This is a genomic window from Oceaniserpentilla sp. 4NH20-0058, assembly GCF_040371755.1.
Taxonomy (GTDB): Bacteria; Pseudomonadota; Gammaproteobacteria; order Pseudomonadales; family Oceanobacteraceae; genus Bermanella.
The window spans coordinates 1-11,250 of record NZ_BAABWE010000007.1 but is presented as its reverse complement, the minus strand read 5'-3'; the positions used below and the strand labels follow the sequence as shown (position 1 = coordinate 11,250).

The following is an 11,250-nucleotide window of genomic DNA, read 5'->3' as shown; positions in this document are numbered from 1 at the left end:
AAAATTAACTGGCTATTTGGTTTCGCCCAGATTCTTTTGCTTTATATAAAAGCGTATCTGAGGATTTCATTAAGGTTTCTACACTTTCCAACGGGGATTGAGCCAAGCCAGCACTAAACGTGTAGTTCACTTCCCCACCACTGGTATTCACTGTTTTTTGTTCTACTTGCTTGCGCACATGTTCAAGCTCTAGCATCGCTTGCTCAACACTGATATCTGGAAACATGATACAGAATTCCTCACCGCCTGTGCGAGCTAAAATATAGTTTGAAAAAGCAGCGTCTAAAACTCTAGAGAATTCACAAAGAATATGGTCGCCAACATCATGGCCATAAGTGTCATTGATAGATTTAAATTTATCGATATCCAATAAAGCCAGTGATAATGGGGTATTGTTTTCTCTGGCCTGTTTTAATGCTGATTCAGCTTTTTCAAAAAAGTAACGTCGATTACCAATTTCCGTTAAAGCATCTGTATAAGCCATTTTCCGTACAGATTCAATTCGCTCCATGGCATCCATACTTTGCATTATGCGACAGAAAAACTCTTCGGTGGTAAAAGGCTTGTATAAAAAATCATTCGCACCGCTCTTAATAAACTTTGCTGAAAGATATTTATCTTCAGGCGAGGCCAGTCCGATAATCATGATATCTACTTTATCAAGCTTATGTCTTAATTCATGAATTAGCTGAAAGCCATCCATTACAGGCATATCGTAATCTGTAATCACTAATTTAATCGCACTATCTTGTTGGATTTTTTCAAGAGCACTTTTGCCGTTATCAACCTCAATAACCTGATATAAATGGCGTGATAGTAATTGCGCTATATTTTGACGAGTAGTGGCCGAGTCTTCTGCCACTAAAACTTTCATTGATTGATTGCGATAAATTCTATTAACTAAATTAATGGCATACTGATAACTAAATAGACCATCTTTAAACACATAATCTACAATGCCTTTGTGCATTAGCTCATCGCGCTTTTTGTCATCAACACTGCCTGTTAACACAATTGTCGGAATACCTTGATCAATGATATTTGCAACTATTTCACCGTCAGGGGCATCAGGTAAGTTCAAATCCACTATGGCAGCAAACCAATCTGAACGCTCACTCAAGTGTTGAAGCGCCTCTGCTCTGGAACTTGCAAAAAAAACATCAAAATCCAAAATCTGGTTGGCTATATGACGCAGGATTTTTTGTACTACTTTGGAATCTTCAACAATCAATACACTAGACATACTCAAACCCAACAGCACAACATATAAAAAGCTTAGTCGTTATCATAAGTTTCGCCCTGAAGACGAGGCCAATATTTTTGATGGGTTTTGATGCCAAAAAGAAGCTTTTAGTTAATAAATGAATATTTATGTCTATTTAAATGAATATTTTCGCCAACAACATAGGCGGATATGTCTATTATTGTTTATTTTTTTTGTCTGTAAATTAATAGAAACCATCCATAAATCCCCCATAAACATTGAGATTAAGAGAAAATAACCACCCCTACCTGCAAAATAGGACTATTCACATAATAGACATTAAACTATATGATTATTGTTAATTATATTTCATAAAAGATGACTCAATGGCCCCTATCGTCCAGTTGGATAGTCAGCTAGATTGATACTCAAGAGTCTAATAATCAGGTGATATGGCTACATGACAAAATCCACCATTGTGAACCTAAACAATCCTTTTGATACGCAGCCGGAAGTAGAGTTCAGCGTACCTGGTCAAGCAGATTACAACCCAGGGCTGTACGAAGAAAACCTTAAAAAAGGCTACGACCTAATTAACCGCCCTAAAACAGCTCCTGGTGTGGATGCCATTACTCGTCAGCACAGTAAAAATCGCATGACCATTTGGGAGCGCATATCGGTTTTAACCGACGAAGACCCAAAAGTTCTGTTTCAAAACTGGGGTAAAAACTTAGATGGAGCCGGTATTGTCACGGCTATCGTTAAAATTAACGGCCGTGATGTAGCACTATATGGGCATGACTTCACCATCCGAGCGGGCTCCATGGATGCCACTAACGGTAAAAAACTGGCACGCTTATTTGAATTAGCTGGCAAGCGTCGCATTCCACTTGTGGGGCTAAACGATAGTGCCGGAGCCTATGTGCCTGCTGGCGTAGGGGGGTTAGATGGTTACGCCGAAGCCTTTACCGCACTGCGTAAAATCAGTGGAGTGGTGCCATCCATTATGTGCATGTTTGGCTTTAACGCAGGTGGTGGTTCATACCTCCCCCGCCAAGGCAGCTTTATGATTCAGCCAAACGACACCTTTTTTGGTTTAACTGGCCCCGGTGTTGTAAAAAGCGTACTAGGTGAGGATGTCACCCCTGATGAATTAGGTGGACCAAATGTACATAGCCAAACTGGCGTCACTGACTTTGTAGTAAAAGATGAAGTGGCTGCACTTAAAAAAGTAAAACGCTTATTAAACTACCTGCCTGATAACAACAGCGAATTTGCCCCTTATCAAAAAACATCAGACCCCATTGAGCGAAAAACTTGGGACATCGACATATTACTTAAAAAAGCATTCAACAGCCCAAGTGGTTTCAATACCCCTTTAGATGTCAGCATTATTATTCAACAGTTATGTGACCACGGTGATTTCATGGAAGTCCAGCCTGATCGCGCCCGTAACACCGTTTGTGCATTGGGTCGTATGGGCGGTCATGTTATTGGGTTTATCGCCAATAACTCCGCCGTCGCGTCTGGACAAATTGATATCGCCGCCGCTTATAAAAATGCACGCTTCATTCGCTTTTGTAACCTCTACAATATCCCCTTGATCTTTATGGAAGACACTACAGGGTTTCTGCCGGGAAAAGATCAGGAGTCACAGGGTATTGTTCAAGCTGGCCGAGCCATGCTCGACGCCATTATTGATCTGCGTACACCCCGCTTCTTACTGATTATTCGCAACGCTTACGGCGGTGCTTATGCCTCGTATAACAACTACCCGACAGGTGCTGATTTAGTAGTGGCACTTCCTTCTACTCGCGCTGCGGTCATGGGACCTGCAGGTATTGAGTTTATTTATAAAAATGAACTTAAGAGCATCAGAAAAGCAGTTAAGTTAAACGAGCAAAGCGCACAATGGGGAAAGGAGCAAGAAGCGTTACTAGCAAAACGTTATGAAAAAGAGCTATTAAACCCAAATGAGGCATTGAGCCTAGGCAGTATTTCACAAATTGTCATGCCGAGTGATTTACGTAAAGTATTAGCAGAGCACATGGCGTTTCATTTAGAACACTACACGCCAGAGCCATTTAATAGTACTCAGCGAGAATTCTTTTAATTTTAAACTTACTCGCTTGGAATGACTGCGTTAAATAGTTGATTAAGCGTAATTAATAAGAAACATAATTTACTTTCTTATACCGTAACTGAATTTTGTAGGAGCGAGTTTTCTCGCGCAATTAATAATATGAGCAATGAGCACTATCTAAACAATCCACTGATCCACAAAGACCGTCAGTTAAGTCATGTATTCAGTGAATGGGCACAAACATTTGATTGCTCAGCCATGCGCCCGCTGATCATTTGCCGCGGCCCCATTCGTAAAGAAGCCATGGATGTATTTACTGAAATGGGCATTGAGCATTTTGGTATTTTACTCTCTGAAAAAGACAGCATTGTTTATCGTAATGCATTAGCACCAGAACTGCGCCAGCTTACCGATCCATCACGTGTACACAGAGTTCCAGATTACACCGGTATTGATAAAAACGAGCGAAATATCCGTATTCAGCAAATCATTAAAATTGCTAAAGATAACAGTTATAACAGCATTTTTACCGGTTACGGCTTCATGGCTGAAGATGAAAATATGGTCAGTGCCATGGAGCATGCAGGTTTAAACTTTATCGGCCCATGCTCAAAAACCGTTCACGATGCAGGTCTTAAAGATGAAGCTAAACGCACCGCATTAAAAGTTGGGGTAAGTGTTACCCCAGGATTAGATAACGCAACGGCACTGACCTTACTTAAAAAGCACAAAAATGAAAAAGCCCTTTTGGCACTGGTAAAAAAAGAAAAGCTCACACTAGATCAAGCCAAGTTTGAGTCATGTGAATCCATAGAAGATAAGGCCGACGTAGTACTTGCCGCAAGTTATGACAAGGGCGTAGATCTCTACACCATTGCCGAGCTACAAGAAACCATTGCCGAGCAAGTAATCGAAATTGGGAAACAATACCCAGAAAACCGAGTTCGTTTAAAATGCATTGGTGGCGGTGGCGGCAAAGGTCAACGTATTTTACCAAACCCCACTTCTTTTGATGGCAACACTCAAGCTCAACTTGAGCAAGTGGCCAAATTAGCGCCATCTCTCGTATTAGAAATATTAAATGAAGTAAAAGCCACTGGTGCGGGAGATAACAAAAACATTTTAATCGAACTAAACATTGAAACCACTCGCCATCAAGAAATTCAAGTAATTGGTAATGGTAAGTGGGCTCTCGCTTTAGGCGGCCGCGACTGCTCTTTACAGATGCATGAACAAAAACTACTAGAAGTCTCTGTAATTAGCGAAGACCTAGAAAGCGCACTCACTCAAGCGGTAAAGGAAGGTCGCGACACGGAAGCTAGCGTTTTAAATCAAGACATTAAAACCTTACAAAAAATGGAAGAAGAAGCCGAACGCTTTGCCCAAGCGGTTGGCTTAGATAGCGTATCTACATTTGAATGTATTGTTGATCGAGATAAACATTTCTTCATGGAAATGAATACTCGAATTCAAGTAGAGCATCGCGTCACTGAATTATGCTATAGCTTAAGATTCAGCAACCCAAATAATCCAAGTGAATATTTCATCGTGGAAAGCTTGGTTGAAGCCATGGTGTTGCTTGCCGCACATGGTGAACGTCTACCCAAGCCAGAAAGAGTATTACGTAATAATGCTTCTGTTGAAGCCCGCTTAAATGCAACTAACCAAGCACTGGCACCTCATGCTGGCGGTATCATCGAATATTGGAGCGATGCGCAAAAAGGGGAAATCCGTGACGACCAAGGTATCTCCTTGCATAATCCCGATACCGACGTTTTCATGAAGTACCACCTTGCAGGTGCTTATGATTCAAACATCGCCTTACTACTTACCGTAGGTAACAATCGTTTAAACACATATGATGCCATGGCTGAGTTACTTCGCAGCACTGAATTACAAGGAAAGGACTTATCCACTAACCTTGAATTCCACTATGGTTTAGTGAACTGGTTTATCGGTAATAACATTAATGCTCGCCCCACCACCAAATTTATTGTGCCTTATTTAACCGCAGTAGGTTTACTCAAACAGCAAAGTAATAATCTCGACATTCAATATGCCTATAATAAAATTTGTGAAGCCGCACTAGAGAAATGTAAGAGCGATGAAGAAAAGTCCGCTCTACAAACAATCTTCATGCGCAAACAATTATTACTGACTCGACCCATTGAACGCTTATTTACCGAACCTCACATTATGTCTGGTTGGTTAAGTATACAGCAATACAACTTCACCTTAGATGAAGATGAAATCATATGGCTAGAAAATCCAGTACGCGTTTTAGCTGACACATATCATTTTCTTAACATGGATCATAACCGGAATAATCCAGCCGCTACTATGATTTGGGATCATGATAATAAGGTATTACAAGATGCCTTAGCTTTCTATGACTCACTTGAATCACAATTAGCTGAGCAAGGGCAAGCAGATATAGATTACGTTGAATTAACCGAACTCATTAATAACCCCGCCCCTGAAGGATTTGACGCAGAAATTTGGCAGCAAGTACAAGCGGCTCACAAGGGTTATCAGGCTGGTTGTGAAATTTTCAACTTATTACCTTACATTGCACAAGTCACTGGATTTTTTGACCTGAACGTTAATGAAGACCTCAGTATTTTCATCCCCGATACCTTGCTTGAAGAAACACTGCAAAAGAATATGATGAAAGTGCTTGTGCCACCGCCCACAGCTAAAGGGGACGAGATTCTATCGGCCTCAGGTGGTATGTTCTACTGCCGAGAAGCTCCGGGCATGGCGCCATTCATAGAAGAAGGCCAGCACTTTGAGGCCGGACAGCCACTTTACATTGTTGAAGTAATGAAAATGTTCAACAAAGTGAATGCCCCGTTTTCAGGAACCATAGAAAAAGTATTAATTGATGAAGACGGCACGATTATTAAAAAAGGCCAACCTTTGTTTAAAATCACCCCTGACGAAAAAGCCGTAGTAGAATCAGCTGAAGACATAAACGCACGCCGCCAAAAACAAACGGATGGTTTTTTACAAAGAATTTAACAACTTGTAGAAATCGCGCGCGATTCCTGCAATTAGCAGCGATTAAAGCTTCTATAACGATGCTAGAGCAAGAAAGAGAGTTTAAATAATGATTACTGGACTAGACCACATAGCCATAGCCGTACCGGATTTAGACAAAGCCATTGAACGCTTTATGAATGATTTTAACCAACCATTCGATCATAAAGAAGACGTAGTCAGTGCCAAAACCAGCACTGCATTTTTCCCTGTGGAAAAAACCAGTATAGAGCTAGTTCACCCGTTAAACGGTGAAGGCCCTATTCAAAAATACATAGAAAAAAAAGGTGGCGGCATGCACCACCTTTGTTTCAGATCTGACAATATAGAAGAAGACATCCAACACTTAAAAGTAAAAGGCTATGAATTTTTAAGCGATGCCCCTTATTTAGGTGCCCACAACTGCATGGTGATATTCATACACCCTAAAAGTTGTGATGGTGTACTGATCGAATTAAGTCAGCCGTTGGCTGAAAGCTAAAAATGCAGGATGAGTTAGATTCGAGTACAACGAGCATCGTAACCTAAAAAATACCGATGAATTACGCTGCGCTAACCCATCCTACGAAATAAATATTGATTAAACTTTTTGCGTCGAACGCCTGTCGAAAAGGTCAGAGAATGACAGATAAAAAATACACCTACGAAGAATGGGCCGCCCTTGCTACCAAGCAAATGAAAGGTATCACCCCTGACGAAATGGCATGGCACACACCAGAAAACGTGCCTATCAAAGTATTGTACACACAAGATGACGTGAAAAACCTTGAATACACCAATACATTTCCCGGTATGGCACCTTATGTGCGTGGCCCTATGGCGACCATGTATGCTGGTCGACCTTGGACTATTCGCCAATATGCAGGGTTCTCCACCGCTGAAGAATCCAACGCCTTTTACCGGAAAAATTTAAAAGCCGGCGCTCAAGGTGTCTCCGTCGCATTCGATTTAGCCACACACAGAGGTTACGACTCTGATCACGAACGTGTTACTGGTGATGTGGGTAAAGCCGGTGTAGCCATTGATTCCGTTGAAGACATGAAAATCTTATTTAATGAAATTCCATTAGATAAAGTGTCGGTTTCTATGACAATGAACGGTGCAGTGCTTCCTATTCTTGCCAGTTATATTGTGGCCGCTGAAGAACAAGGGGTATCGCAAGAACAACTATCAGGTACTATTCAAAACGATATTTTAAAAGAGTTCATGGTGCGCAATACCTATATTTACCCACCCGCACCGTCCATGAAAATCATTGGCGACATAATCGGTTATACCTCTGAAAAAATGCCTAAATTCAACAGTATTTCTATCTCGGGTTATCATATACAAGAAGCCGGAGCGGATGCTGCTTTAGAGTTAGCGTATACATTAAGTGATGGTCGCGAATACGTACGCACCGCCATTAATGCAGGTCTAGATGTGGATAGCTTTGCTCCACGCTTGTCGTTTTTCTGGGGGATCTCCATGAATTTCTACATGGAAATTGCCAAACTGCGCGCAGGACGCTTACTATGGAGTCGCATCATGGCGGAGTTTAACCCACAAAATCCTAAGTCCTCCATGTTACGTACACACTCGCAAACCTCAGGCTGGTCTTTAACCGAGCAAGACCCATATAACAACGTGGTTCGCACCACCATAGAAGCCATGGCGGCAGTATTTGGCGGTACACAATCATTGCATACCAATGCATTAGATGAAGCAGTGGCACTGCCTACGGAATTTAGCGCTCGCATTGCCCGCAATACACAAATCATTATTCAAGAAGAAACTGGCATTCCGCAAGTGGCCGACCCTTGGGGCGGCTCTTATATGATGGAGTCGCTAACACAACAATTAGCGGATCGAGCTTGGGAGTTAATCGAAGAAATAGAAGAAAAAGGCGGCATGGCTAAAGCCATTGAAGAAGGTTTACCTAAGCTGCGCATTGAAGAGAGCGCCGCAAAAAAACAAGCTCGCATCGACCGTGGCGAAGATGTAATTGTTGGTGTTAATAAACATCAATTAGAAAACGAAGACGATCTCGATATTTTAGAAGTCAATAACGTAGCGGTACGCGACTCGCAAATCAAACGCTTAAAAAGTATTCGCGCTACTCGCGACAACGCTGCGGTTACACAAGCCTTAACTGACATTACTGCTGCGGCTAAAAGTGGAAACGGTAATCTGCTAGACTTAAGCGTGAAAGCCGCCCGCTTACGCGCCACGGTTGGGGAGATTTCCGACGCTATGGAAAAAGAATTCGGTCGCTACCAAGCTCAATCCCGTACCATTAGTGGTGTATACGGTGCCGGCTTTAAAAACGACGCCGACTGGCAACAAATTGAAGCCGATATCAAAGCCTTTGAAACTCAACATGGTCGTCGCCCGCGTATGCTTGTGTGTAAAATGGGACAAGACGGCCACGACCGTGGTGCCAAAGTGGTGGCTACGGCATTTGCGGATGCCGGATTTGATATTGATCTATCCCCTATGTTTTCTACCCCAGCAGAAGTGGCTAAACAAGCGATTGAAAACGACGTACATGTGATTGGTGTGTCATCGTTAGCCGCAGGTCATAAAACCTTAGTGCCAGCTCTGATTGATGAATTAAAAGCCCAAGGAGCTGACGACATTGTTGTCATTGCTGGAGGGGTGATTCCGAAGCAAGATTACGAGTTTTTATATCAAGCAGGAGTAAAAGGCATATTTGGCCCGGGCACTAAAATTCCAGTTAGTGCCCGTAAAGTATTAGATGCAATTAATCAGGAGAGATTAAAAAAGTAAAATGTGAAACGTAATTAACCATCTTACGCCTCACATTCATCATCTCACACAATATGATAAACATTAACGATATAAAATCGGGCAATCGTCGAGCCCTTGCAAAAGCCATCACATTGGTAGAAAGCAAGCTCGATAACCACAGAGAGCAAGCTCAAGACTTGCTAAATGAATTATTGCCAGCAACAGGCAAGAGCATTCGCATTGGCATTACCGGCATACCTGGTGTGGGTAAATCTACATTTATCGAAGCGTTCGGTTTGCATTTAATTGCTCAAGGAAAAAAAGTAGCGGTACTGGCCGTCGACCCTAGCTCACCCTTACGAGGTGGCAGCATTCTAGGGGATAAAACCCGTATGGAATTACTCAGCCGCGAACAAAACGCTTATATTCGCCCAAGCCCCTCTGAAGGAGCCTTAGGCGGCGTTGCGCAAAAAACCCGTGAAACCATGCTGTTATGCGAAGCAGCTGGTTTTGATGTGATATTGGTAGAAACAATAGGGGTCGGCCAAAGTGAATACGAAGTCGCTGCCATGGTAGACTTCTTTTTAGTACTTATGCTCCCTAATGCAGGAGATGAGTTACAAGGCATTAAACGCGGCATAATGGAATTAGCTGATGCATTGGTAATTAACAAGGCCGATGGTGAAAGCATTAACCTTGCCAAGCAAACACAACAGCATTACAAAAACGCATTACATCTTTTAACCTCCGACAGCTTTTGGCAACCACAGGTTAAAGCTTGTTCTGCCATTGAAAAATCCGGTATTCACGATGTGTGGGGAATGATCAGCGAATTTGAACACCAAGCCAAAAGCAATGGCTTTTTTGAGCATAATCGGGCCAAACAAACTCAAGATTGGTTAGACAAACTCATACAAGAAATGCTTACCTTAAAGTTAAAACAAAACCCAAAGGTGAACGCCCAATTGCCACAACTGCAACAAGACGTTTTAAATAAACAAACCACCCCGTACAATGCCGCTCAACAAATAATTAAATTACTGTAATAAACCATGACCACCCCAAGCCAAGTTAGCCAGCAACTTTCAACTTTTTTTGCTACCCATTTACCGGTCACGCAGTTTATGCAAATGGATGTGGAAGGCTACGATGGACAAACCCTGATTTTACACGCCCCACTTGCCCCAAACATTAACGATAAACAAACGGCGTTTGGTGGTAGTTTGTATAATGCATCGGTTATGGCGTGCTGGGGCATGGCTCACTTAAAAACACTCGAAGCCAAAATCACATGCAACCAAGTGATCACCAAAGCCAATATTGAATACTTGTCACCGGTACATGGCGATATTCGCGCTATTTGTCATGTGCCAAATGAAGAAGTTGTTACAAAGTTTATTGAGCAATTTAAGCATAAAGGCCGCGCACGCATCACTCTTCACGCCACCATAGAGTACTCGGGGAAAGTAGCGGTTAAATTTGAAGGCACATACGCCATTTTAAAAGAATGACTGATCTTCCCCCGATAAAATCTACACTGCCATTGTTGTACTAGGCTTTTTCCGTACTTTATCGGTGGCATATAGTTTAAACCAGAGTGTAACCGAACATTATTATAAAACTGGTTTATATAACGACCAATTTATTTTCTTAAATGCGCTAATGATTCGAATTTTGTTTTTCGAATCAACTCACCTTTTAAACTGTGATAGAAGGACTCCATAAAAGCGTTATCCGTACAATGACCAATTCTATTCACACTATGTTTAAAGTCGTATTTAAAGAGAATTCTTTGAAATTCTGAACCCGTAAACTCTACTCCTCGATCTTTGTGAAATATAATTCCACGAGGATAGCCACGATTTTTAATAGCCGCAGCTAGTACTTGAGCTGTAATATTCGTAGTACGTGATTTTGAAAGTCTTCAACCAATCACTCGTCGTGAATATTGATCCATTACCGTTACTAAATACTGCCAAGAACTTTGGTGCTTGATATATGTAATATCAGCAACCTAAACTTGATTGATACTAGTCGCATTACCATACGCTATCAGTTTATTCTCACCTTTCGATACAAAACGCTTTAAACCTGGCTGCCTCCTAGTAACACGACTAACTCTGCCTTTTAGTCCTGCGAGCCTCATAAGTCGCTCTACACGTGATTTTCCAACTGCCCCCTGCTTACGTAGTGT

The 11,250-nt window shown here is 41.9% G+C and carries 7 protein-coding genes and 1 pseudogene; 6 read left to right on the top strand and 2 right to left on the bottom strand.

Annotated features, from left to right (window positions below):
- Window positions 1–4: 4 nt before the first annotated feature.
- Window positions 5–1,243 carry a GGDEF domain-containing response regulator gene (locus ABWV45_RS10160; protein ID WP_353351271.1) on the bottom strand — a complete coding sequence of 413 codons (1,239 nt, stop codon included), beginning with the start codon at window positions 1,241–1,243 and terminating at the stop codon, window positions 5–7.
- A 421-nt stretch (window positions 1,244–1,664) separates the two neighbouring features.
- On the opposite strand from ABWV45_RS10160, the gene ABWV45_RS10155 reads away from it, so the two are divergent.
- The 6 genes from ABWV45_RS10155 (at window position 1,665) to ABWV45_RS10130 (ending at window position 10,567) form a co-directional block, all read left to right on the top strand.
- Window positions 1,665–3,317: an acyl-CoA carboxylase subunit beta gene (locus tag ABWV45_RS10155; protein ID WP_353351269.1), complete on the top strand. Its 1,653-nt coding sequence runs from the start codon at window positions 1,665–1,667 to the stop codon at window positions 3,315–3,317.
- Between the two features lie 129 nt (window positions 3,318–3,446).
- Window positions 3,447–6,308, top strand: coding sequence for an ATP-binding protein (locus ABWV45_RS10150; RefSeq protein ID WP_353351267.1), 2,862 nt, complete (start codon window positions 3,447–3,449; stop codon window positions 6,306–6,308).
- Between the two features lie 88 nt (window positions 6,309–6,396).
- Window positions 6,397–6,807: a methylmalonyl-CoA epimerase gene (gene mce, locus ABWV45_RS10145; RefSeq protein ID WP_353351265.1), complete on the top strand. Its 411-nt coding sequence runs from the start codon at window positions 6,397–6,399 to the stop codon at window positions 6,805–6,807.
- Between the two features lie 140 nt (window positions 6,808–6,947).
- Complete coding sequence (gene scpA, locus ABWV45_RS10140; RefSeq protein WP_353351263.1) at window positions 6,948–9,095, top strand: methylmalonyl-CoA mutase; 2,148 nt, start codon at window positions 6,948–6,950, stop codon at window positions 9,093–9,095.
- A 53-nt stretch (window positions 9,096–9,148) separates the two neighbouring features.
- Window positions 9,149–10,102: a methylmalonyl Co-A mutase-associated GTPase MeaB gene (gene meaB / locus ABWV45_RS10135; protein WP_353351261.1), complete on the top strand. Its 954-nt coding sequence runs from the start codon at window positions 9,149–9,151 to the stop codon at window positions 10,100–10,102.
- Between the two features lie 6 nt (window positions 10,103–10,108).
- Complete coding sequence (locus ABWV45_RS10130) at window positions 10,109–10,567, top strand: thioesterase domain-containing protein (protein WP_353351259.1); 459 nt, start codon at window positions 10,109–10,111, stop codon at window positions 10,565–10,567.
- Window positions 10,568–10,698: 131 nt separating this feature from the next.
- Here ABWV45_RS10130 and ABWV45_RS10125 read toward each other — a convergent pair.
- A pseudogene (locus ABWV45_RS10125) lies at window positions 10,699–10,962 on the bottom strand (DDE-type integrase/transposase/recombinase); the annotation flags it as partial.
- Window positions 10,963–11,250 lie beyond the last annotated feature (288 nt).